This is a genomic window from Streptomyces sp. YIM 130001 (genome assembly GCF_003574445.1).
Lineage (GTDB): Bacteria > Actinomycetota > Actinomycetes > Streptomycetales > Streptomycetaceae > Streptomyces.
Map to the genome: position 1 here is coordinate 11832 of NZ_KZ984577.1, position 21912 is coordinate 33743.

At 72.1% G+C, this 21912-nt stretch carries 18 protein-coding genes; 10 read left to right on the forward strand and 8 right to left on the reverse strand.

Going from position 1 to position 21912, the window contains the following annotated elements; genetic code table 11:
• Window positions 1-164: 164 nt before the first annotated feature.
• The 3 genes from DSC45_RS33895 (at window position 165) to DSC45_RS33905 (ending at window position 3011) form a co-directional block, all read left to right on the forward strand.
• Window positions 165-887: a TetR/AcrR family transcriptional regulator gene (locus tag DSC45_RS33895; protein ID WP_119295880.1), complete on the forward strand. Its 723-nt coding sequence runs from the start codon at window positions 165-167 to the stop codon at window positions 885-887.
• A gap of 123 nt (window positions 888-1010) precedes the next feature.
• Window positions 1011-2267 carry a sensor histidine kinase gene (locus tag DSC45_RS33900; RefSeq protein ID WP_119295881.1) on the forward strand — a complete coding sequence of 419 codons (1257 nt, stop codon included), beginning with the start codon at window positions 1011-1013 and terminating at the stop codon, window positions 2265-2267.
• Window positions 2268-2345: 78 nt separating this feature from the next.
• On the forward strand, window positions 2346-3011 hold the full coding sequence (locus tag DSC45_RS33905) for a response regulator transcription factor (RefSeq protein ID WP_119295882.1): 666 nt from the start codon (window positions 2346-2348) through the stop codon (window positions 3009-3011).
• Window positions 3012-3037: 26 nt separating this feature from the next.
• Here the strand turns inward: DSC45_RS33905 and DSC45_RS33910 are convergent, their stop codons facing one another.
• Entirely contained in the window at window positions 3038-3784 is a 747-nt protein-coding gene (locus DSC45_RS33910; protein WP_119295883.1) for a maleylpyruvate isomerase family mycothiol-dependent enzyme, read from the reverse strand.
• A gap of 83 nt (window positions 3785-3867) precedes the next feature.
• Complete coding sequence (locus tag DSC45_RS33915) at window positions 3868-5073, reverse strand: MFS transporter (RefSeq protein WP_119295884.1); 1206 nt, start codon at window positions 5071-5073, stop codon at window positions 3868-3870.
• Between the two features lie 166 nt (window positions 5074-5239).
• On the opposite strand from DSC45_RS33915, the gene DSC45_RS33920 reads away from it, so the two are divergent.
• On the forward strand, window positions 5240-6475 hold the full coding sequence (locus DSC45_RS33920; protein ID WP_119295885.1) for an ROK family protein: 1236 nt from the start codon (window positions 5240-5242) through the stop codon (window positions 6473-6475).
• Between the two features lie 62 nt (window positions 6476-6537).
• Here the strand turns inward: DSC45_RS33920 and ilvY are convergent, their stop codons facing one another.
• The gene (ilvY, locus tag DSC45_RS33925; RefSeq protein ID WP_119295886.1) at window positions 6538-7455 is read right to left on the reverse strand and encodes an HTH-type transcriptional activator IlvY; all 918 of its coding nucleotides are present in this window, start codon (window positions 7453-7455) and stop codon (window positions 6538-6540) included.
• Between the two features lie 89 nt (window positions 7456-7544).
• Here ilvY and DSC45_RS33930 point away from each other — a divergent pair, with 89 nt between their 5' ends.
• The 4 genes from DSC45_RS33930 to DSC45_RS33945 all read left to right on the forward strand — a co-directional run bounded on the left by DSC45_RS33930 (window position 7545) and on the right by DSC45_RS33945 (window position 12862).
• Window positions 7545-9038: a ketol-acid reductoisomerase gene (locus tag DSC45_RS33930; RefSeq protein ID WP_119295887.1), complete on the forward strand. Its 1494-nt coding sequence runs from the start codon at window positions 7545-7547 to the stop codon at window positions 9036-9038.
• A 184-nt stretch (window positions 9039-9222) separates the two neighbouring features.
• The gene (locus DSC45_RS33935; protein ID WP_119295888.1) at window positions 9223-9507 is read left to right on the forward strand and encodes an SHOCT domain-containing protein; all 285 of its coding nucleotides are present in this window, start codon (window positions 9223-9225) and stop codon (window positions 9505-9507) included.
• Window positions 9504-10295, forward strand: coding sequence for an ABC transporter ATP-binding protein (locus tag DSC45_RS33940; RefSeq protein WP_119295889.1), 792 nt, complete (start codon window positions 9504-9506; stop codon window positions 10293-10295). Before DSC45_RS33935 ends, DSC45_RS33940 begins: the two co-directional genes overlap by 4 nt.
• The gene (locus DSC45_RS33945; RefSeq protein ID WP_119295890.1) at window positions 10292-12862 is read left to right on the forward strand and encodes an ABC transporter permease; all 2571 of its coding nucleotides are present in this window, start codon (window positions 10292-10294) and stop codon (window positions 12860-12862) included. Before DSC45_RS33940 ends, DSC45_RS33945 begins: the two co-directional genes overlap by 4 nt.
• A 41-nt stretch (window positions 12863-12903) precedes the next feature.
• Here the strand turns inward: DSC45_RS33945 and DSC45_RS33950 are convergent, their stop codons facing one another.
• Window positions 12904-13419 carry an ATP-binding protein gene (locus DSC45_RS33950; RefSeq protein ID WP_119295891.1) on the reverse strand — a complete coding sequence of 172 codons (516 nt, stop codon included), beginning with the start codon at window positions 13417-13419 and terminating at the stop codon, window positions 12904-12906.
• 264 nt (window positions 13420-13683) lie between these two features.
• Window positions 13684-14046, reverse strand: coding sequence for a hypothetical protein (locus DSC45_RS33955; protein ID WP_119295892.1), 363 nt, complete (start codon window positions 14044-14046; stop codon window positions 13684-13686).
• Window positions 14047-14340: 294 nt separating this feature from the next.
• Here DSC45_RS33955 and DSC45_RS33960 point away from each other — a divergent pair, with 294 nt between their 5' ends.
• A complete protein-coding gene (locus tag DSC45_RS33960) occupies window positions 14341-15480 on the forward strand; it encodes a PLP-dependent cysteine synthase family protein (RefSeq protein ID WP_119295893.1) in 1140 nt (379 codons plus the stop codon).
• Between the two features lie 30 nt (window positions 15481-15510).
• Here DSC45_RS33960 and DSC45_RS33965 read toward each other — a convergent pair whose 3' ends face one another.
• Together DSC45_RS33965 and DSC45_RS33970 are read right to left on the reverse strand one after the other, a co-directional pair.
• Window positions 15511-15990: an SRPBCC family protein gene (locus tag DSC45_RS33965; RefSeq protein ID WP_119295894.1), complete on the reverse strand. Its 480-nt coding sequence runs from the start codon at window positions 15988-15990 to the stop codon at window positions 15511-15513.
• Between the two features lie 70 nt (window positions 15991-16060).
• Window positions 16061-16891: a DeoR/GlpR family DNA-binding transcription regulator gene (locus DSC45_RS33970; RefSeq protein WP_119295895.1), complete on the reverse strand. Its 831-nt coding sequence runs from the start codon at window positions 16889-16891 to the stop codon at window positions 16061-16063.
• Between the two features lie 235 nt (window positions 16892-17126).
• Between DSC45_RS33970 and DSC45_RS33975 the strand changes: the two genes are divergently transcribed.
• A complete protein-coding gene (locus tag DSC45_RS33975) occupies window positions 17127-19451 on the forward strand; it encodes a hypothetical protein (RefSeq protein WP_119295896.1) in 2325 nt (774 codons plus the stop codon).
• A 19-nt stretch (window positions 19452-19470) separates the two neighbouring features.
• Here the strand turns inward: DSC45_RS33975 and DSC45_RS33980 are convergent, their stop codons facing one another.
• Window positions 19471-21873 (reverse strand): right-handed parallel beta-helix repeat-containing protein, encoded by a 2403-nt coding sequence (locus tag DSC45_RS33980; protein WP_119295897.1) that lies wholly within the window; start codon window positions 21871-21873, stop codon window positions 19471-19473.
• Between the last annotated feature and the right edge of the window lie 39 nt (window positions 21874-21912).

Below are 21912 nucleotides of genomic sequence, written 5' to 3' on the forward strand. Positions count from 1 at the left end.
CTCTCGGTTTGGAGCACCGCTCTCAGAATGGAGTGCCTGATCTCGCGCGAGAGCGCCTGTGAGAGCACCGCTTCCGGGGGCGAGCAATGCCCTACTCCGAGAGCGCCGCTCACGTTTTGGAGCAGTGCTCTTGTTTGCAGGGCCTGATCTGGCACACTCGCCCCATGACCAGCACCGCAGGAGGCCCCACGCCCGGAGCGAGGGCCCGAGCCCGTATCGAGGTAACCGCGTCCATCAAGGACGAGGCGCGCAAGCAACTGGCCGTCGGGGGCGGGGCGAAGTTGTCCCTGCGCGCCGTCGCGCGTGAACTCGGCATGGTGTCCTCCGCTCTCTACCGCTACTACCCGAGCCGCGACGACCTGCTCACCGCGTTGATCGTCGACGCCTACGACTCGATCGGCGAAGCCGCCGAGCGGGCCGAGCGGAAGGCGAGCGCCGCCGAGGAGACCCCGGCACGCACCTGGGTCGCTGTCTGTAGCGCGGTACGGCAGTGGGCCCTGGCCAGACCGCACGAGTACGCGCTCATCTACGGCTCCCCGGTGCCGGGGTACGCCGCACCGCAGGACACCGTCGGACCGGCCGCGCGGGTCGCACGGGTACTGATCGGCATCACCCTCGAGGCGTACGAGGGCCCCGGCCTCGCCGTGGCACGACTCCCCGTGGAGGCGCGCCCCGAAGCGGAGCGGATCGCTGCCGACATCGTCCCGGAGTTGCCGCCGGCCGCGGCAGCGGTGCTGGTCGGAGCGTGGGCGCAACTGTTCGGCCTGGTGTCGTTCGAGGTGTTCGGGCACTTCCACGGGGTGGTCGAGGACCGTGCGACGTTCTTCGAGCTGAGTGTCGCCCAACTTGCCCAGGACGTAGGCCTTGTGTACCCGGGGCCGCGCTGACGCGTCGGAGCTCCGGCCGACGGAGTGGGGTGGGTGGCGGGTACCGGTACTCCCCGCGGAGTAGGCGTGATCACTGCGCCGGGCTGACGCTGGTGAGGCAGGGTCGCCGCTAGCGTTGGCGGTATGGATGAGCAGCAGGGACGCGGTGCCGGCATGGCCCGGTGGCGGGGCGGACCGCCGTGCCGCCGACCCGACACTCCGGGGCTGCGGCGCTGGGAGGAGGTCAGGTCGGATCCGGGGCGGCTGCCCTGGCGGACCACGGCGCTGCTCGCGGTGTTCGTGCAGGTGGGCACGTCGTTCGCGGCGCACGATCAGACCGGCGGCGGCCGTGTGGATCTGGACCTCTGGGCGCGGGCCCTGCTCCTGATCGGCAGTGCACTGCTGTTGTTCCGTCATCGGATGCCGGTGGTCGTGGCTTACGGCACGGCGGCGTCGGCGCTGGTGTATCTGGCCGCGGGATACCCGTACGGGCCGGTTTTCCTGACCGTCGCGCTCGGCTGCTTCGCCGCGATCGTCGCGGGCCGGCGCCGCGCGGCCTGGGGGGCGATCGGACTCTTGTGGGCGGGGCACCTGCTGGTGAGCCACTGGCTGTACCGATGGCTGCCGCCGGACGGGGACGGTCCGTACGGCTGGGGCCAGGAACTGGGCGTGGTCATCTGGGTGGTGGCGATCATCGCAGTGTCCGAACTCGCCCACAGCCGCCGCGAACAGTGGGCCAAGGAACGGATCGAGCGGGAGCGGGCGGCCGCACGGCGTGCCGACGAGGAACGCCTGCGCATCGCCCGCGAGCTGCACGACGTACTGGCGCATTCGATCTCGGTGATCAATGTGCAGGCGGGCGTCGGCCTGGCGCTCCTGGACAGCGACCCCGAGCAGGCCCGTGCGGCGCTCACCACCATCAAGTCCGCCAGTAAGGAGGCCCTGGGGGAGGTCCGGCAGGTGCTGGACACGCTGCGGACCCCGGGCGACGCCCCGCGCGCACCCGCTCCCGGCCTCGACCGGCTTCCGGAACTCGTCGAGCAGGCGGCCGGCGCCGGCCTCACGGTCGAAGTGACCACCGAGGGCGAGCGCATCGCCTTGGCTCCGGGCGCCGACCTCGCCGCCTTCCGCATCGTCCAGGAGGCGTTGACGAACGTGGTGCGGCACTCCGGTTCGCGCCGTGCTCGCGTGCGGGTGCACTACGCGGGCGGCGGCCTCGATCTGCAGATCGACGACGACGGTCCGGCGACCCGCGCCGACGCGGGTGGTTCCGGCAACGGACTCGCCGGAATGCGGGAGCGCGCGGCGGCCCTCGGTGGCACGATCGAAGCCGGTCCGCGGCCCGAAGGCGGCTTCCGGGTACGGGCCGCACTGCCGAAGACGCCCAAGGCCACGCCCTGACGCCCCACCGGAGCGCGTGACCGACCGGACCGAACCGCTACGCATCGCACCGCCCCGGTGACGAAGGAGAGCCGAGAAGTGATCCGCGTACTGCTCGCCGACGACCAGTCCCTGGTACGGGCCGGATTCAAGGCGCTCCTCGACGCGCAGCTCGACATCGAGGTGGCCGCCGAGGCCTCCGACGGCGCCGAGGCCGTCCGTCTCGTACGCGAACTGCGCCCGGACGTCGTCCTCATGGACATCCGCATGCCCCGGCTCGACGGACTCGCCGCCACTCGGGAGATCACCGACGACTCCGCTCTCGAGGCGGTGAAGGTGGTGATGCTGACGACGTTCGAGCTCGACGAGTACGTCTTCGAGGCGATCCGCTCGGGCGCGTCCGGGTTCTTGGTGAAGGACACGGAACCGGACGAACTCCTGCGCGCGGTGAGGGCGGTGGTCGAAGGCGACGCCCTGCTGTCGCCCGGGGTGACCCGACGTCTGATCGGCGAGTTCGCCGCGCGCTCGAAGGAGCCGTCCGCGGCTGCGGCCCTGGGTGAACTCACCGAGCGGGAACGGGAGGTGATGGCACTCGTCGGCATCGGCCTGTCGAACGAGGAGATCGCCGGCCGCCTCGTGGTCAGCCCGCTCACCGCCAAGACCCACGTCAGCCGCACCATGATCAAGCTGGGTGCCCGCGACCGCGCCCAACTTGTCGTCCTCGCGTACGAGTCGGGCCTCGTCCGCCCCGGATGGTTGGGCTGATCACGGGCCCGCGCAGGCGTGCTCCGTCAGCGCCAGCTGACCGCGGAGTTCTCCCGCCAGAGCCGCGCCAGTGAGGCATCGCCGGAGATCTCCGGTACGGACCGCCTGTTCCACATCGCCGCGTACAACTCGCTTGCGGAGCCGCTCAGTTCGCAGTCCACTGCTGATTCGTCCGGGCCGCGCGTGGTGGCGGGCGGTTCGGTTCCGAGGCGTACGGTCCACACGTCGCCGGTGTCCGTCGTGCGGACTCGCAGAATCCGCGGCCGCTCGGTCCTGACCCGGCTCTTCGAGCGGGAGTGGAAGCACGTCAGCAGCTCGTCGATGCCGTCCGCGGCGAGTCGGGAATCCACCGGGACGGCCGCGGCACCGGGCAGGGGAGAGTCCGCGTCCAGGCGGTGCACGGTCGTCTCGTGCGCCTGGCGCCGAGCCCAGAATGCCAGGGGCGAAGGGGCGGCCATGAACGTCCAGCACTCCACGTCGGGAGACGCCTCGCGCAGCGCCCGCACCAGGCCGCCATGGCCCTCGGTGAACCAGTCCAGGAGTTCGTCGCCGTCCACGTGCGGTGGTGGTTCCTCCGCCGGCAGCGGCGAGGTGTGGGCGTCCGCGACGAACCGCGTCGCCCATCGGTGCACCATCGTCGTGTGCCGCAGCAGGTCACGGACCTGCCAGCCGGGGCAGGTCGGTACCTCGGCGTCGGGTCCGGCGCCCGCGGCGCGCTCGGCGAGCAGACGGCCCGCGGAGTCGAGGGCCCCTATGTGTTCGGCGATCTCCATGGAGTGATTCTGCCCTGCCACGCGATCGACGGCGTCCGGCGGATACGGGCGCCCCAGCGGTCTGGCCGGACGCCGGTTTCGAGTCAGGTGCGTGCGGAGGCGCCTCGTACGGCGAAACCGATCACGGCCGACACCGCGGCGAGGGCCGCGACACTGGTCAGGGCGACGGGAAGCGAGTACCAGTCGGCCATGAACCCGATCATCGGCGGGCCGAGCAGCATGCCGCCGTAGCCGAGCGTCGAGGCGGTGGCGACTCCGCTCGGGCCGGCCAGGGCGCCGGCGCGTTCGATCGCCACGGGGAAGATGTTGGCGAGTCCGAGGCCGGTGACGGCGAAGCCGAGCAGCGCCGCCCACACCGACGGTGCGAGCGCACCCGCCAGCATGCCGGCCGCGGCGGTGGCACCGCCGGCGACCAGTGTGCGGGTCTGGCCGAGGCGTTCGAGCAGCAGCGTGCCGGAGAGTCGCCCGGCGGTCATGGTCAGGGCGAAGAGCGAGTAGCCGGCCGCCGCGGTTCCGGGGCTCGCGTGCAGGTCGTCCTGCAGGTGCAGAGCGCCCCAGTCCGCCAGTGCCCCTTCGCCGTACGCCGTGCACAGGGCGATCAGGCCGAAGACGGCGACGATCCATGGGGTGCCGCCGGCGGAGCCGCCGGAACGTCCGGGCGCGGACGATCGGGGCGCGGGCGCGGGCGGCGGTTGGCGGAGCAGGGTCGGCGCCGCCGCGGCGGTGACCAGGAGGCCTATGGCGGTCAGTGCCAGGAGGTGTGGCGTGGGCGAGAGGCTGCCCGCAACCAGACCGCCGAGGCCGGCGCCGATCATGCCGCCGAGACTGAACGCCGCGTGGAAACTGGGCATCACGGGGCGGCCGAGGGCGCGTACGAGATCGACGGCGGCGCTGTTCATCGCCACGTTGAGCCCGCCGTACGCCGCACCGAACACCAGCAGGACGGTGCCGAGCACCAGCGGTGAGTGGGTCAGCGGCGGCAGCGCGATACTCAGCGCCAGGAGGACGGCGCAGGCCACGGTGACCGGATGGCTGCCGAAGCGCCGGCACAGCCGCCCGGTCAGCGTCATCGTGACGACGGCTCCGGCGGACACTCCGAGCAGCGCCAGACCGAGCGTGCTGGCCGAGGCGCCCGTCTGCTCCTTGATCGCGGGGATGCGGACGACCCACCCGGCGAAGATGAACCCGTCGAGTCCGAAGAACACGGTGAGTGCGATACGGAGCCGGGATATGGCGGGATCCCCGGGGTGACGGGATCCGGCCGTCCGGAGTTTGTTCAATGTCGGCACAAAATCAGATTAGGGGTCCGCCGGACCGCTGGGCAAGTCGCTCGCGTGTCCGAAGTGCCGTACCGGGCCGACGATCCGCCGCTCCGGCTCCCGTCGGTGCCCATCGAGTCGAACAGGCCGGTCCAGGCAGGTAACGCACGCCGCGGATCATGGGAGACTCCCCCTCATGAACGGCAAGGAGGCACCCCGCGCCGCGGGGCAGGTGTCGACCCGAACTCGACTCGAGCGAGGGCGTGGTGCGCTCGGCCCGGCTCTTGAACTCGTCCACACCGGTCGCGCCCCCACGCGGGCCGTCCTCACGTCCGAACTCGGCGTCACCCGCGCCACCGCAGGCGCCGTCGCCGCCGAACTCGAGGCGCTGGGCCTCATCCACGTCGAACCCGGCTCCGCGGCCGGAGCTCAGGGCCGGCCCTCGCACCGACTGGTCGTGGCCGATGACGGACCCGTCGTCCTCGCCGCCCAGGTGCACTCCGACGGATACCGCGCGGCCCTCGTCGGCCTCGGCGGACGGATCGTCGCCACCACCCCCGGCTGCGAGATTGTCGACGCCGACCCGGGGCGGGTCATCGGGTCGGTGGTGGAGGCCGGAACCCAGCTCCTGCGCGACACCGGACGCCGCTGCGCGGGAGCCGGACTCGCCGTTCCCTCCGCCGTCGCCGAACCCGAGGGCAACGCGCTCAATCCCTTGCACCTGGCCTGGCCCGTCGGCGCTCCGGTCCGCGAGATCTTCGAGGAACGGGTGAGCGGAGCCGGCTTCGACGTCCCCGTCTTCACCGGCAACGACGTCAACCTCGCGGCCCTCGCCGAGCATCGGCACGGCGCAGGGCGCGGCTCCCGCGACCTGCTGTGCGTGGCCACCGGACACCGCGGCGTCGGAGGCGCCCTGGTCCTCGACGGCCGCCTGCACACCGGGAGTTCGGGCCTCGCCCTGGAGGTCGGACACCTCACCGTCAACCCGGACGGCGGCCGTGCCTGCCACTGCGGCAGCCGCGGCTGCCTGGACGTGGAGACGGACCCGATGGCCCTGCTCACCGCCGCCGGCCGTACCCCGGGCCCCGAGGAGTCGCTGCTCGCCCAGGCGCGCGGCCTGCTCTCCGGGGAGTACGCCGACCCCCTGGTACGCGCCGCCGCCGAGGAGCTGATCGACCGGCTCGGCCTCGGCCTCGCCGGACTGGTCAACATCCTCAATCCCGACCGCATCATCCTCGGCGGCCTGCACCGCGAGCTGCTCACGGCCGACCCGGAACGCCTGCGCGCCGTCGTGGCCGACCGCAGCCTGTGGGGCCGCAGCGGCTCGGTCCCCATCCTCGCCTGCACCCTGGACCACAACAGCCTCGTCGGCGCCGCGGAACTGGCCTGGCAGCCGGTCCTCGACGACCCGCTCACGGCCCTGGCCGCCTGACCCCGCGACGGCCCGACAGCCCGCGCCACCGCGCCGATCAGTCACTCCCGTCACCGCGACCGTCAGGGACACCCGCCCGCCGTGAGGCTCCACAGCGCACCGACCATGGGCCTGCGTAGATCAGCCCGCCGGACACACAGACCGATACGCAGCGGGCGCAACGCCGGTCCGCCCCGCGGCGGACGCAGCACGGTCAGCCGGTCGCGCATCGCGCTCTGCTCCAGCACGAGGCGGGGCACGATCCCCGTCCCGCATCCCAGCGCCACCAGCGTCAACAGAGCCTCGTGACCGTCCGGTTCGGAGCACACATCGAGGGCCGCACCGTGTTTCTGGAACCACCGGTGCGCCTCTTCGCGGACCAGGCCGCGATGGGGGAGTACGTACGGTCCGCGCGCCTCGGCCGCCGGCGCCGGCCCGTCCGCGGCACTCTCCTCCTCGGGCCGTCCCCGGGCCTCGTCCGCCGTGCGGGCCCTGACGAACACCAGCGGGGTGCCGGCCACGGTCCGGCTGACCAGCGAAGCCGGAAGCCGGGCCGGCAGCGCTGCGACCGCCGCGTCCACGTCTCCCTCGTCCAGCCGCGCCAGGGCACTCGCCGCGTCGCCCGTACGCAGGTCGAGATGTACCTGCGCATGCGCGGCCCGGAAGGGCCCGAGCAAGTCGGGCAGCAGCGCCTGACAAGCCGTCACCGTCGCGAACAGCGAGAGTCTGCCGGTCAGTTCGGCCATGCCGGGGCGCTCCTGGCGGTACGCCTCCCACAGTGCGAGCGCGTCCTCGGCGTAGCTGCGAAAGCGCAGGCCCTCGGTGGTGAGCGACACCCCGCTCGGTCCACGGTCGAGCAGCCGGTGCCCCGCGGACGCCTCGAGCCGCTTCACCACCCGGGTCAGGGTGGCGGGGCTGACATGACAGTCGTGACTGGTGCGGCCGAAGTTCAGGGACCGCGTCAGATGGAGGAACAGGGCCAGCTCGCGGCGTTCGTCCACGGGAACCACCTGCGCCTTTCATCGGCTGCAACGCGGCGGTGCACATGTTGCGCTTGCCGCAATGGCGAGGCGGAGCCTACAACTCACCCATGGTGAACCCCACTTCGGCGGCACCGTCCGCCAACTCCTTCCGTTCCGAAGTCTTCGACGTCGAGTCGATCGAGGTCCCCGGCGGCACCGAGACGATCCTGCGCGGCGGCCGCGACTCGTTCGCCCTGCTGCCCCGCGCATTCGCCGGCATCCGCCGGATCGGGGTCATCGGCTGGGGCCCCCAGGGTCGAGCCCAGGCCCTCAACCTGCGGGACTCGCTCGCCGGTACGGGCATCGAGGTCGCGGTCGGCCTGCGTCCGGGGTCCGCCTCGGTCACCGATGCCCGGGCGCACGGCTTCAGGACCGAGGACCGGACGCTGGGGGACTGGCTCGATGTCGCCGCCTCCAGCGACCTGGTGCTGCTCCTGATCGCCGACGCGGCCCTCGCCGCCCGCCACCAGGAGGTGTTCGACGTGCTGCGTCCCGGAGCGACCATCGGTCTCTCGCACGGGTTCCTGCTCGGCCACCTCGAGGCCGGCGGCCGTTCCTTCCCCGACGGACATCCCGTGATCGCCGTGTGCCCCAAGGGCATGGGCGACTCGGTGCGCAGGCTCTACGTCCAAGGGGCCGAGGTCGACGGTGCCGGGATCAACAGCAGCTTCGCCGTACACGCCGACCCGGACGGCCATGCCGTCGACCGTGCGCTCGGCTGGTCCGTCGCGCTCGGGTCGCCGTACACCTTCCGCACCACGCTGCGCAGCGAGTACCTCTCCGACATCGTGGGCGAGCGCGCCGTGCTCCTCGGGGCGGTGCACGGCTTGGTCGAGAGCCTGTACCGCCGGTTCCTCATCGAGGGCGACGACGCAGTCACGGCGTACCGCCGCTCCTGCGAGACCGTCACGGGCCCGGTGGCACGCACCATCTCCCGCGAAGGCCTCCTCGCGGTCCGCGAGCACCTGGACGACGTCGGCCGTGACGTCTTCGACCGCGCCTACTGCGCCACTTACGGTCCCGCGCGCGATCTGATCGCGGAGATCTACGACGAGGTGGCGGACGGAACCGAGCTGCGCAGCGTCGTTCTGGCCGAACGGCGGCTCGCCGCCCGGGAGATGACCAGTATCCAAGGCTCCGGGATGTGGCGGCACGGCGATGAGGTGCGGGCGGGCCGGGGCGCGCTCCCCGATGCCGCGGACCCGTTCACGGCAGGGGTGTTCGTCGCGACCATGACGGCTCAGACCGATGAGTTCGCGGCCAGGGGCCACCCTTGGTCGGAGATCGTCAACGAGTCCGTGATCGAAGCGGTCGACTCGCTGCTGCCCTACATGCACGCCCGCGACGTGGCGCACATGGTCGACAACTGCTCGCGTACGGCCCGACTGGGCGCGCGCCGCTGGGGACCGCGTTTCCAGGCGGTGTACGAGCAGATCTGCTTCCCGGCCGCGGACACGGCAGCCGACCCGGCGATGACGGAGGCCTTCCGCACGCACCCGCTGCACTCCGCGCTCGCGGCGGCAGCGCGACTGCGGCCCACGGTGGACATCTCGGTGGCCTGAGCGGTCCGGCCCCGAAGTACCGCATCGAGGCCGTACCGCCGCCCCGGAGCAGTCGCAGGGCCGCCATCTACTCCCGAGGAGGTACCGCGACGGCCGCTGGCCGTACGACGACTCGGGGCACCTCCCGGAGCGACTCTCGAAGCATCGAGCACATCGAGGAATCGCATCCGAGGAGATGGTTCAGATGCAGACGCTGGCGCAGTGGGACGGTGGCCCCGGCCCATGGATCCTGTTCTTCCCGCTGATCTGGGCGGCGGTCGTCATCGGCGTCGTAACCGTGCTGCGGCGCACCGTGTGGCGCGGCCGTGGCCGCGGCCGGCCGGGCGGACCCGTGCCCGACGGGCAGTCGCCCATCGCCATGCTCGGCCGCCGCTTCGCCTCCGGCGAGATCGACGAGGACGAGTACTGGCGCCGACTGTCCGTCCTGGACGAGCAGTTCGGCCCCGCCTCCAAGGGCGGACCGTCATGACCGCCACCGGCACCACGCTCCGCACCCCCGGTGCGGCCCGGGTCGTCGACGCCGTGAAGGTCTACGGCCGCGGCGACACCGAGGTGAGGGCCCTCGACGGGGTGAGCGTCGACTTTCCGGTCGGCCGGTTCACCGCGATCATGGGGCCCTCGGGCTCCGGAAAGTCCACGCTGATGCACTGCGCGGCCGGGCTCGACACCCTCACCGAAGGCGCGGCCTTCATCGGGGACACCGAGCTCGGCACGCTCGACGACCGCAGGCTCACCGTCCTGCGCCGCGACCGTATCGGCTTCGTCTTCCAGGCCTTCAACCTGCTGCCGACCCTGAACGTGGCGGAGAACATCACCCTGCCCCTGGACCTCGCCGGTACCCGGGGCGACCCCGAGTGGATCGAAGCGCTCATCGACGTCGTAGGCCTGCGCGACCGGCTGCACCACCGGCCGTCCGAACTCTCCGGCGGCCAGCAGCAGCGCGTCGCTGTGGCCCGGGCCTTCGCCGGACGTCCCGACGTCGTCTTCGCCGACGAACCCACCGGAAACCTCGACTCCCGCTCCGGCGAGGAAGTACTCGGCCTGCTCGGCCGTGCCGTCCGCGGCACGGAGCGCACGGTCGTCATGGTCACCCACGACCCGGTCGCCGCCGCCCACGCCGACGAGGTCGTCTTCCTCGCCGACGGCCGGCTCGTCGACCGGATGGCCGCGCCCACCGCGGACAAGGTCCTCGACCGGATGAAGGCCTTCGACCTGGCGGCGTCCGGCGGGCCGGCTCCCCAGGAGGTGCCCCGATGAGTGCCGCATCCGCGACGGCGCGGATCAGCCTGTCCTCGCTGCGCGCACACAAACGCAGGTTCGCCGGCACCTTCACCGCCGTGTTCCTCGGCGTCGCGTTCCTGGCCGGCACGCTGGTCATGGGCGACACCCTGCGGGCCGGCTTCGACACCATGTTCGGCAACGCCTCCAGTGGTACGGACGCGGTCGTCCGCAGCGCCGACACGATCACCACTCCCGGCGAGAGCCAGGGCGTACGGCAGCCCGTCGACACCGACCTCGCCGAGCGGATCGGGCAGGTGCCGGAGGTCGCAGCGGCCGAACCCGACATCCAGGGCGCCGGCCAGCTCATCGGCTCCGACGGCGAACCGGTCGGCGGACAGGGCCCGCCCACGCTGGCCGGGAACTGGATCGACGACCCCGAACTCAACCCGTACCAGCTGGCGGAGGGCCGGCTCCCCGCCAAGTCCGGCGAGGTCATCGTCAACCGCGGCGCAGCCGACACGGCCGGCCTCGGCATCGGCGACACCACGATCCTGCGCACCCCCGAGCCCGTAAGGGTCACCCTGGTGGGTCTCGCCACCTTCGGCGGCGAGGACGGCATGGCCCAGGTCACCTTCACCGGGATGACCAGGGCGGACGCCGAGAAGTACCTGACGCCCGAGCCCGGCGAAGCCGCCTCGATCCAGGTACGCGCGGACTCCGGGACGAGCCAGAGCGAGCTCGTCGAGGCACTCGGCCGCGTACTGCCCGCCGGTACCGAGGCGATCACCGGCCAGGAGTCGGCCGAGGAGAACACCGAGATGATCTCCGGTCAGTTCCTCGGCCTGTTCACCACGTTCCTGCTGGTCTTCAGTGGGATCGCGCTGCTGGTCGCCACCTTCTCCATCCACAACACGTTCGCGATCGTGGTCGCCCAGCGGACCCGCGAGAACGCCCTGCTCAGGGCTCTCGGCGCGGCGCGCAGGCAGGTCGTCGCGGCGACGCTCGCGGAGGCGACGATGGTCGCCGTCGCCGCATCGGCGGCAGGACTGGCCGGCGGAATCGGCATCGCGGCGGGACTGCAGGCGCTGTTCCCGGCGATCGGCTTCCCGTTCCCGGAGGGCGACCTCGTCATCAGTGGAGTGTCTATGGCGCTGCCGCTGGCCGTCGGCATGGTGGTCTGCCTCGGCTCGGCCCTGCTGCCGGCCGTCCGGGCCGGGCGCACCGCGCCGCTGGCAGCGCTGCGCGAGTCCTCCGTCGACCAGTCCGGCGCCTCCCGCGGCCGAGCCGTCGCCGGCGGGATCCTCGCACTGCTCGCACTCGGTGTCACCCTGACCGGCGTAGTGGCCGTTCCCTCGGTGTGGCTGGCCGGCACCGGAGCCGTCATGGCCCTCATCGCCTTCGTGATCCTCGGCCCGGTGGCGTCGAGCAGGGCGGTACGGGTGCTCGGGGTGCCCCTCGGGCGGCTGCGCGGTACGACGGGGCGGCTGGCCGGGCGCAATGCCCTGCGCAGCCCCAAGCGCACTGCTGCCACGGCGAGCGCTCTGATGATCGGCGTCGCGGTCGTCTCGCTGTTCACCGTCTTCGGGGCCTCGCTCAAGGCGACGATGGACCAGACGGTGTCCCGCTCGTTCGCCGGGGACGTGGCCGTCAGTGTGCCCGGATTCGGCGCGGGCGGCAGCGGACTGAGCCCGGAACTGGCCGGAGTCATCGGGGAGCGGCCCGAGGTGGCGAACGCGGTCGGCCTCGGCCGAGGGGTCGCCCAGGTCGACGGCGCCGGCCGGGAACTCACCGTCACCGACCCGAAGGCGCTCTCCGACGGCCTCGACCTCGGCACGGTGGACGGCTCGCTCGACCGGCTCGGCACGGACGGCATCGCCGTATCCGCCACGGAGGCCGAGGCGCGTGGCCTGAAGCCCGGCAGCCGGACCGAGCTCGGCTTCACCGACGGCGAGCGGGAGACCTTCACCGTGCGCGCGGTCTACGAGGAGCCCGAACTGGCCGGCGACTACCTGGTCACCCGGCAGGCCTGGGCTCCGCACCGCGCCCAGGACGCCGACAACCTGATCGCCGTCACCTTCGCGGACGGCGTCGACCCCGCCGACGGGAAGGCCGCGGTGGAGAAGGCGGCCTCCCCTTACGGCAACCCGGACGTACAGACCCGGGACGAGTACGCCGAGTCGGCGGCCGGCGGCATCGACATGATGCTCACCCTGGTCTACGCCCTGCTGGCCCTTGCCGTTCTGATCGCGCTGCTCGGCATCGCCAACACGCTGACCCTCGCCGTCCACGAACGGACCCGTGAGCTGGGTCTGCTCAGGGCCGTCGGCCAGACCCGCGGCCAGCTGCGCGGGATGGTCCGCTGGGAGTCGGTACTCGTCGCGGCCTTCGGCACCGCGGGAGGTCTCGCCCTCGGGGCGTTCCTCGGCTGGGTGCTGGTCGAGGCGTCGGACGGAGCGAGCGACAGCCCGTTCGCCTTCGCTCTGCCGCCCGTCCAGCTCGTCGTCGTGGCGCTGGTGGGTGTTGCGGCCGGAGCACTCGCCGGCTGGCGCCCGGCGCGGCGGGCGGCACGCCTGGACGTGCTGCGCGCGATCGCCACGGAGTGAACCCGGGACTCCGCCCGGGGAAGGGGCGAGTCACCGCCCGGTCAGCCGGCGACGGCCGACCGGGCGGGAGTCTTCTCCGGCATCCGTACGGGACGGCCGGCCCGGTGGGGGCGTGCCGTGGCGTACAGCGGCGCGGTGTCACGGCGCGGCGGAGCGGCCGGAACCGGAGTGGGGAGGGTGAACCAGACGACCTTGCCCGCGGGCCCTTCCGGCCGCATACCCCAGCTCTCGCTGACGGCCTCGACCAGGGCGAGCCCGCGCCCGCAGGTGTCCAGGGACTCGGCCCGGTGCACTTGCGGCAACCGGGGGTCGTGGTCGTGCACGGACACGGTGAGCCGGTCGGGGCGCAGCACGATCTCCACCGTGCACTGCTTGTCCGGTCCTGCGTGCCGGTGGACGTTGCTGAGCAGTTCGGTGACGCCGAGGGTGGCCTCGTCTATCAAGGGTTCGAGATGCCAGTGGCGCAATTGCGCCGAGATGATTCTGCGGACTTGTCGGATGCGGGACGGCAGGGCCTGGAGCTCCACCGTGCAGTGCCTGCTCTGCTGGCTGATCACGGCTGCGACTCCCCGAATTGAGGTCCGGAAGACGAAGATCGGTTCCGCGGGAAGCACCGTTCCGGAACTCGACGAGACGGTCCGGGCGGAGAACCACGGATTCCACAGTGGCTGCCTGCTGGGCGGTGCTGCTGGTTCGCAGCGTGACCGCCGGTAAACCCTGAGTGACGTGTGACCAGGGTGACTCAGGGGGTGGGGTACTGCAACTCGCGGATACTTTCCGGCAGGTGACAGCGGTCCGCCGCCAGGTGGCGGCCGACGGCCTCAGCCTTGCGAAAGTCGTCCGCGTGTCCGGCGGACCGCCTCGAGGAAGCGTCGTGCCGTGGAGGTGCTGCTCGCGGGCTCTGGCTCGGCCGGGGGGACGTCCGGATCCGGCTCGCCGGCGTCGGCCCGCAGCGTCAGGGAGTAGCGCCTGCCGTTGACCGTGGCCCGGGCCCGGTCGGCGGTGGAGAACCAAGGGCGGCCTGCGCGGACGGTGTTCAGTGGTGCGCTGTCGATCTCGCTCCCGTAGCTCGTGAGCAACTCGAGGCGGCCGTCGCTGATGCGCACCTGGCCCGCCCGGGTGAGCGAGCGCCGCAGCCGCCGGTCGATCCGTACGCCCGTGGCCGTGAAGTCCGGCTCCGTCATGCCGCTCGCCCCCTGCTCCATGTCCCCGCGGTCCCTTGCCCCCGTGGCCCTGGGGCCGTGCTCGCAGTGTGCCCGCACATGCGGCCCGCACACCAGTGTCCCAGTCCTGCGTACGGAGCACGTCGACAGGCATCGTCACGCCTGCCCGCGCAGGGTGCAACGTGAGGGGCCAGCAGTTGCTTTGGGGCGCTCCAAGGACTGTTTATGCAGGTGAGAGGTGGGGTGAAGGTGTCTATGATCGGAGCTGCCGACGGGGCGGACCGCGCCCCGCGAGAAGGCTGAAGGAGCCGCCCGATGAGTACCCCTCAGGAGCGGGCGACCGCGTCGGCGACGCCGACCCTGGACGTCGACCGCAGCGACCCGACGTACCGGACCTGGCTGAACGAGGCCGTACGCAAGGTCCAGGCCGACGCCAACCGCTCGGCCGACACACACCTGCTGCGCTTCCCGCTCCCGGAGGAGTGGGGCATCGACCTGTATCTCAAGGACGAGTCGACGCACCCCACCGGCAGTCTCAAGCACCGCCTCGCCCGCTCGCTGTTCCTCTACGGGCTCTGCAACGGCTGGATCCGGCCGGGACACCCCGTGATCGAGGCCTCCAGCGGCTCGACGGCCGTCTCCGAGGCGTACTTCGCGAAGCTGATCGGCGTGCCCTTCATCGCGGTGATGCCCCGTACGACCAGCGCCGAGAAGTGCCGTCTGATCGAGTTCCACGGCGGCCGGTGCCACTTCGTGGACGACTCCCGCACGATGTACGCCGAGTCCGCCGCGCTCGCCGACCGCACCGGCGGCCACTACATGGACCAGTTCACCTACGCCGAACGCGCCACGGACTGGCGGGGGAACAACAACATCGCCCAATCCATCTATCAGCAGCTCGAGTTGGAACGCTACCCGGAGCCCGCGTGGATCGTCACCACGGCCGGCACCGGCGGCACCTCCGCGACGATCGCGCGCTATGTGCACTACATGCAGTACGACACCCGCATCTGCGTGCCCGACCCGGAGAACTCCTGCTTCTTCGACGGCTGGGTGAACGAGGATCCCGGCTGCACCACCGACTGCGGATCGCGGATCGAGGGAATCGGCAGGCCCCGGATGGAGCCGAGCTTCCTGCCCGGTGCCATCGACCGCATGATGAAGGTCCCGGACGCGGCGAGCGTCGCGGCGGTGCGTGCGCTCGAAGCCGCGATCGGCCGCAAGGCCGGCGGTTCCACCGGCACCGGTCTGTGGAGCGCCCTGAAGATCGTCGCCGAGATGGTGGCGCAGGGCAGCCGGGGGAGTGTGGTGACGCTCATCTGCGACCCGGGCGACCGCTACCTGGACAAGTACTACTCGGACGCCTGGCTGGAGGAGCAGGGCCTGGACATCAGCCCGTACGCGGCCGCCATCGAGTCGCTGATCGCCACCGGGGTGTGGTCGGGCACCGACTGAACCGGATGTGCCCCGGCGCGCGACAAGCGCTTACGCGGGGGTGCCGGACAGTCGGCTGTCGAGCCGGGTGACCGCGTCGCGGAAGGAGCTTCCGAGTCCCGGCCTGGCCGCCCTGAGACCGATCCGGAACGCCGCGGAACCGTCCGCCGCGAAGGTCCACCGCACCCGGGTGCCGCCACTCGCAGGCGTCAGCCGCCACTCCTCGACGAGGTGGCGGACGCCGGGCGCGTTCGTGGCGTCGACCCGGTACGCGTAGCGCTCGTCCGGGTCCGCCGCGAGGATCGTCTCGGCGAAGTGCACGCCGACTCTGAGCTTGATCGAGCGGCCCTTGGCGTCGTCCGTCGACTGCGCGCGGGACACTGCCTTGAACCACGCGGGCCAGCCTTCGACGTCCTCGGCGAGCGCCCGGTACACCGCCGCCGGCGGCGAACCGATCTCCCGGGTGAAGGTGAAGCGCAACGGTGCCGTCTCGATGAACTCCAGCCCCACCGGGCTCAGTCGGCGTGCCATGGTCCTGAAACCCCCTGCGAGTCCGGGCGGTTGGGCTGTGCGACGCCCGCACACCATAGTTGACGGAGCGTCAATTGTCTGCGGCGGGCTCCGGCTCACCGACCACGACGAGTCGCTCTATATGTTCGCCGATCTCCGTGCGGTCCTCGTCGGGAAGTTCCGCGTCCGTCACCCAGGTGTCCACCTGCTCGAGCGTGGCGAATGAACTGAGGCCCACCGTCCCCCACTTGGTGTGATCCGCGACCACCACCACCCGCCGGGCGGACTGCACGAGCCGCCGGTTGGTCTCGGCCTCCGCCAGGTTGGGCGTGGACAGACCCGCCTCGGGAGAGATGCCGTGCACGCCGAGGAAGAGCACGTCGAAGTGGAGCGAGCCGATCGCCTGGTCGGCCACCGGGCCCACCAGGGAGTCCGACGGGGTGCGCACACCCCCGGTCAGTACGACCGTCGCCGCGCCCGCTCGCCGTTCCGTACCGCTCTGCGCCGCGTGGAACACGTCCGCCACCCGCACCGAGTTGGTCACCACGGTCAGATCCGGTACGTCGAGCAGATGCCGCGCGAGCGCGTACGTCGTCGTACCCCCGGACAGCGCCAGTGCACTGCCCGGCGCCACCAGGGACGCCGCGGTGCGTGCGATGTCTTCCTTGGCGCTCAGCTCGAGGCCCGACTTCGCCTCGAAACCCGGCTCGTGCGTACTGGCCTCCACGACCGGCACCGCACCGCCGTGCACCTTCTCCAGTACGCCCTGCCGAGCGAGCGCGTCCAGGTCGCGGCGTACGGTCATGTCCGACACGCCGAGCCTGCGCGTCAGTTCGTTGACCCGGACGCCTCCGCGCCGCCGGACCTCGTCGACGATGAGCGCACGTCGCTGCTCCGCGAGGAGGTTCTGCTGCTCGCTCACGCCCGGTCCGGTCCTTCCCTCGTGGTTCCCGCCTGGAGATCCCTCATCCTGCCACGCCACGCCCGGCGCGGGGACAGCGGCTGTGACCTCCCCGGCACCCGTCGCCGCGCGGTCGCTCGAAGCCACCCGACCAGGGGGAGATTCGGTGACGACCGCGCGTCCGGCCAGTCCGGGCGGGATCCTTTACGTCCGTACGGGGCACCACAAACAGATGAGACACGGGGAGCCGCACCAAGTGCCGCAGCAAGCCACGCCCACGCAGACGGAGGAGATCGCGCTCGAGCTACTGGTCCACGGAGTCGGCGGGACGACACCGCAGGAGATGCTCAGCGACCCTCGCACGGTCCGGGTCAGCGGCGACGACGTCGCGGCGGTGCACCGGCGCGGTGACGACACCGACGCCGAGCAACGGCCCGAGGACTACCGGGGCGAACCCGTGCCGGAGGCCTACAGCTGGGCGAACCTCACCTCCGGCAACGGCACCCGTGCGCTGTGGCTGCTCCTCCTGCCGTTCATGGTCGTCAACCTCGCCCACTGGATGCGCCCGAGCGCCCACGGCAGGCCCGGCGCCGTCCGCGTCTACGGCGTCCTGGTCCGCCTCGTCGGACTCACCCTCACCGTGCTCCTGGTGGCCGCCGCCTGCGAGGTCGCTCTCGACCTGATGGCCTGGCAGTGCGCGGGCACACATGCCTGCGCGGACGACCGTTCCTGGCTCGGCTTCCTGGCGCCCGACGCCGACGGGGGCGGTGGCTGGTGGACGCAGCCGGGCCGCCGGCTCGCACTCGCCTCCCTGGTCCCCACCGCCCTGACCGCGCTCCTGTGGTTCCTCTCCCGCCGCACCTGGATCGCCTACGAGGCCCAGCGGCCGCTGCCGCAGGACGAGCCGGCCGAGGGCGACGCCCGCCAGCTCAGCCGCCCCGGATTCTGGTACGGCCGCCGGCCGGTTGCTCGACTCCGGGCCGCCCACACCGCCGCGGGGCTCCTCACGGTGGCCGCCGCGGTCTCCACCTCCGCGGCCCGCTTCGACCGGACTCCCGGCGGCTCCGCTCCGCTCGACCTCCTCGGCCGGGTTGTCGAGGGCACGCTGATCGCGGGCATGCTCGTCGTCGTGGCGGTCGTCTGCCGCCGCGGCCGCAGCGAGCGCACCTTCGACCGGCGCCTCGACCGTGCCGTCACTTCTCTGCTCCCGCTCGTGGCACTGGCGTTGCTCGTGCTCGCCGTCACCTACGCCGCCTGGGACCGGCCCGGCTGGCGCTCCGTCGGCAGGCTCCCCGGCGACGCGACCTTCGGCGGCATCGCGCTCGTACAGGGCCTGCTCGTGGTGGCTCTCGCGGGCGTCGCGATCGTGCTCTACCGGACGACGCGGGTACCCAGTACGGCGCTCGGCGGACTGGGCGGCCCCGCCGTCGCGATGCTCTCCTGCGCCCTCGGAGGCGTGATGTCCGGCGGCGTCGCCCAACGGGTCGCCGACTGGCTGGACGGCGGCGGTACCCCGGGCCAGGAAGGCGGCGCCCTGGCCGGCCCGCCCGTGGTGCTCTCCTGGCAGGCTGCGGTGATCCCCGTACTGCTCGTCGTCGTCCTGCTGCTGGCCGGCCACCTGGCGATGCGCACCCTGCAGCGCAGGCGCCGGGAGATCGACGCAGTGTGCGCGCTCTACGACGTCCAGGACGACGACGCCGTTCGGACCAGGAAGATCGCCGGTACGCGCGCCCGTGCGGCGCTGACCGACCGCGCACCGGTCATCGTCGGCGTCGTCTCGGCCGTGACCCTGCTGCTCGGCGCCGCGGCGCTCGCGGGAGCCTGGGCCACGGGCGAGGTGCCGGGCAGGGCCGCCGCCGACGCACCGGGGTTCGTGAGCGGTACCGCGCAGACCGCACAGGCACTCGGCTCCTGGATGATCGGTCTGGGTTTCATACTCTTCGTCACCTGGGGGCGCCGCGCCTACCGGGACCCCTCGGCGCGACGGACCATCGGCATCCTGTGGGACGTCGGCACGTTCTGGCCGCGCGCCGCGCACCCGTTCGCGCCGCCCTGCTACGCGGAGCGCGCCGTCCCCGACCTGACCTGGCGCATGGTGTCCTGGACCCGGCAGACGGGCGGACGCCTGGTCCTCTCCGGCCACTCGCAGGGCAGCGTCCTCGCCGCCGCCGCGGCCTGGCAACTGCCCGCCGCGGTCCGCAAACGCGTCGCGCTGCTCACGTACGGATCGCCGCTCGAACGCCTCTACGGACGCTGGTTCCCCGCCCACTTCGGCCCGGCCGCGCTCGACGCCCTGCACCTGGAGGTCGTCTGCTGGCGCAATCTGCACCGTCTGACGGACCCGATCGGCGGACCGGTGCGGCTCGCCGGAAAGGGGGGCGCCGAGGTCGACGACGCACCGCTGCTCGATCCGCTCGCCTATCCGCGTACCGACGAACACCCGCTGCCCGCACCGATCCTCGGCCACTCGGACTACCAGGCCGACCCGGCCTTCGCCGAGGAACGCGCCGCTCTGCTCGCCCGACTGCGACCCGCCGTCCCGCACCAGCCCGGCCCTCCGGACGGCGCGGGCAACGGCTAGCCCCCGACAGCGGCGGAGGTCACGGCAGTTCGGGCAGGTCCTCCGGGTAGAGCAGGGTGAGATCGTCGGTGGTCGCGTCGTCGAAGTGGGCGACGCGGCCCGCATGCCGCTCGACCATCGCCTCGAAGGTCTGCCGGGCCGTGCGCCCGTTGCCGAACGCGGCGCCCTTCGGCAGTTCCGTGAAGTACTTCGTCAACGCCTCGGCGGCGCCCTCCGCCAGCCGGTACTCGTGCTCCTCGGCCTGCTGCTCCACGATCCTCAGCAGCTCGCCGGCGTCGTAGTCGCCAAAGGTGATGGTCCGTGAAAAACGTGACGCCACACCGGGGTTGACCGAAAGGAACCGCGTCATCTCCGAGGTGTAGCCGGCAACGATCACCACCACGGACTCGCGGTGGTCCTCCATCAGCTTCACCAGCGTGTCGATCGCCTCGCGGCCGAAGTCGCGACCGGAGTCCTCCGGGGACAGGGCGTAGGCCTCGTCGATGAACAGCACGCCGCCACGGGCCCGTTCGAAGGCCTCCTGGGTGCGGATCGCCGTCGAGCCGATGTGCTCTCCGACCAGATCCACCCGGGACACCTCCACCAGATGCCCCTGCTCCAGCACACCGAGCGAGGCGAGGATCTCGCCGTACAGTCGCGCCACCGTCGTCTTGCCCGTGCCGGGCGACCCGGTGAACACCAGATGGCGGCGTACGGAAGCAGCCTTGAGGCCGGCCCGCATCCGGCGCCGTCCGACCTCGATCATGTCGGTCAGGGCGCGCACCTCGAGCTTCACGCTGTCCAGGCCGACCAGGGCGTCGAGTTCACCGAGCACCGCCTTGGACGACCGCTGTTCCGCGGGCTCGGGAGCGGCCGCCGCCTCGGGCTCCGGGCTGCGCTGACCGGGAATGGAGCCGAGGAGTCCGCCGGGCTGCGTGGCGGTCTGTACGACTCGCTCGGGCGCGGTCGGCCGCAGGCCGGCGCTCTCGTCACTGCTGCAGTCCTCGACCAGCGGGCCGTCCTCGGCGAACTCGAAGCCGCCGCGCGCGCACCGCTCGGTGCGGCATTTGCGCAGCGTGGTGCGGCAGCCGTCCATCACATGGAACCCGTACCCGCTGCTGCCGGTCACCCGGCAGCCCTCGAGCGTGCCGCGGCCCTCGGCCGACACATAGAATCCGGCCTCCGCGGGCGCGGTCACGGTGCACCGCTCGACGGTCGGGTCCGCGCCCTTGGTGACGATCACTCCGGTCTGCGCACCCTCGAAGGTGCAGTTGCTGAGCGTGCCGCCGCTGCCGTGGTCGCGGAACCAGGCACCCGTGGCCACGTCCCGGATCCGGCAGTCGTCGAGCTGTGCGACGGCCCCGTCGCTCACCGAAACGGCGGTGTTGCGGATCTGGGAGACGTCGCTGTCCACCATGTCCGCCCGCGAACCGCGGTCCAGGACGAACAGCGCATCCGGCACGTCGTGCACCCGGCAGGAGTCGAGCACCGCGGTGGCCCCGTCGCTCACCCACACCGCCGGATAGTCGCCCGTACTGTCGTGGATCTCGCACTGATTGGCGTCCACCCGGGTCCCCGGGTCCCAGACCGAGAGGCCATTGCGCCCGAAGCGGCTCACCGTGGAGCGGGTGAGCGTGAGCACCGAGCGCGACCGCAGATCGAAGGCGTTCTCCGGGATGTCGTGCACGCGGCAGTCGGCCAGCGTGAGCACCGCGTCGGTGTCCATGGTGACCCCGTCCGCGGAGGTGCGGTGGATCGTGCAGTGCGTGAGGTGCGCGGCGGCCCTCCCGGTGACCTGCACGCCCGAGCCCTTGATCTCGTACACCTCGCAACCCAGCGCCTCCAGCGCCGAGTTGTCGCCCATCACCGACAGGCCGGCACCGCCGGAGTGGTGCACGCGGCACCGCTCCAACCGCGGATGCGCGCCGTCGCGTACCGCGATTCCGGCCTGCCCCGCCGCGAGCACCTCGCACTCCTCGTACACCCCGCCACCGCCGCCGAGCACCGCGATGCCCACGCCCGCAGGGTTGTCGACCGTGCATCTGCGGGCCGTGGGACGCGCGCCCGCACGCACCTCGATGCCGGCCGCGGAACGCGTCACGATGCGCAGCCCGGTCAGTTCAGGGGCGCCGTCCTCCACGAGGACCGCGGGCGACGTGGTGTCCTGCCCCTCCACCTGGAAGTCCTGCACCACCGCGGAAGAGCGGACCGTCAGCGGAACTCCGTCCGCCGGGGCGAGGCGTACGGATCCCACGGAGCCCTCGCCACGCAGGGTCACCGCGCGCTGGATCACCAGGTTCTCCCGGTAGGTGCCCGGCGCCACGGTCAGTACGTCGCCGTCGCCCGCGGCCTCCAGGGCGGCGGACAGCGAACCGTACTCACCTGTGCGGCGCCGCCAGCGGGAAGTTCCGCTGTGTGTCACCTGGACCGTGCCCTGTGCCATGGCGCTGCCGTGCCCCCACCTCATGCGTTTCGCGTCGGA

What these genes read in the sequence shown, in the direction of transcription:
- DSC45_RS33920 (WP_119295885.1), top strand. Translation starts at nt 5,240, where the DNA reads ATGAACGGCAAGGAGGCACCCCGCGCCGCGGGGCAGGTGTCGACCCGA.
- DSC45_RS33910 (WP_119295883.1), bottom strand. Translation starts at nt 3,784, where the DNA reads ATGGAGATCGCCGAACACATAGGGGCCCTCGACTCCGCGGGCCGTCTG.
- DSC45_RS33940 (WP_119295889.1), top strand. Translation starts at nt 9,504, where the DNA reads ATGACCGCCACCGGCACCACGCTCCGCACCCCCGGTGCGGCCCGGGTC.
- DSC45_RS33900 (WP_119295881.1), top strand. Translation starts at nt 1,011, where the DNA reads ATGGATGAGCAGCAGGGACGCGGTGCCGGCATGGCCCGGTGGCGGGGC.
- DSC45_RS33980 (WP_119295897.1), bottom strand. Translation starts at nt 21,873, where the DNA reads ATGGCACAGGGCACGGTCCAGGTGACACACAGCGGAACTTCCCGCTGG.
- DSC45_RS33945 (WP_119295890.1), top strand. Translation starts at nt 10,292, where the DNA reads ATGAGTGCCGCATCCGCGACGGCGCGGATCAGCCTGTCCTCGCTGCGC.
- DSC45_RS33960 (WP_119295893.1), top strand. Translation starts at nt 14,341, where the DNA reads ATGAGTACCCCTCAGGAGCGGGCGACCGCGTCGGCGACGCCGACCCTG.
- DSC45_RS33955 (WP_119295892.1), bottom strand. Translation starts at nt 14,046, where the DNA reads ATGACGGAGCCGGACTTCACGGCCACGGGCGTACGGATCGACCGGCGG.
- DSC45_RS33895 (WP_119295880.1), top strand. Translation starts at nt 165, where the DNA reads ATGACCAGCACCGCAGGAGGCCCCACGCCCGGAGCGAGGGCCCGAGCC.
- DSC45_RS33965 (WP_119295894.1), bottom strand. Translation starts at nt 15,990, where the DNA reads ATGGCACGCCGACTGAGCCCGGTGGGGCTGGAGTTCATCGAGACGGCA.
- DSC45_RS33935 (WP_119295888.1), top strand. Translation starts at nt 9,223, where the DNA reads ATGCAGACGCTGGCGCAGTGGGACGGTGGCCCCGGCCCATGGATCCTG.
- DSC45_RS33930 (WP_119295887.1), top strand. Translation starts at nt 7,545, where the DNA reads ATGGTGAACCCCACTTCGGCGGCACCGTCCGCCAACTCCTTCCGTTCC.